This is a genomic window from Neobacillus drentensis (assembly GCF_036965645.1).
GTDB lineage: Bacteria > Bacillota > Bacilli > Bacillales > Cytobacillaceae > Neobacillus > Neobacillus drentensis_D.
In genome coordinates this window covers 1,716-1,957 of sequence record NZ_JBALPZ010000242.1, presented here as the reverse complement: position 1 = coordinate 1,957, position 242 = coordinate 1,716, and the positions used below count along the sequence as shown (strand labels likewise).

Here is a 242-nt window from a genome sequence, read left to right as displayed (position 1 = left end):
TACATATGGCTCTTCTAGATATCCAATGTCCTCAGTTGTTAACTTAACACTTAGTGCACCGACGGCATCTTCGAGGTGGGATATTTTTGTAGCTCCAATAATAGGAGATGATACAGGATCTTTCTGGAGCAACCAAGCAAGTGCGATATGAATGCGGGGAACACCATATTTTTCTGCCATGGCTGCCACTCGTTCTACAACCAATCGATCAGCATCAGCGGTCGCATCATATTTAGATTTTT

General features: G+C 43.0%; 1 protein-coding gene. It reads right to left on the bottom strand.

Translation table 11 applies throughout. The features are described from left to right. A partial coding sequence (locus V7266_RS29560; RefSeq protein WP_335472782.1) for an aldo/keto reductase occupies positions 1-242 on the bottom strand: 242 nt, incomplete at both ends.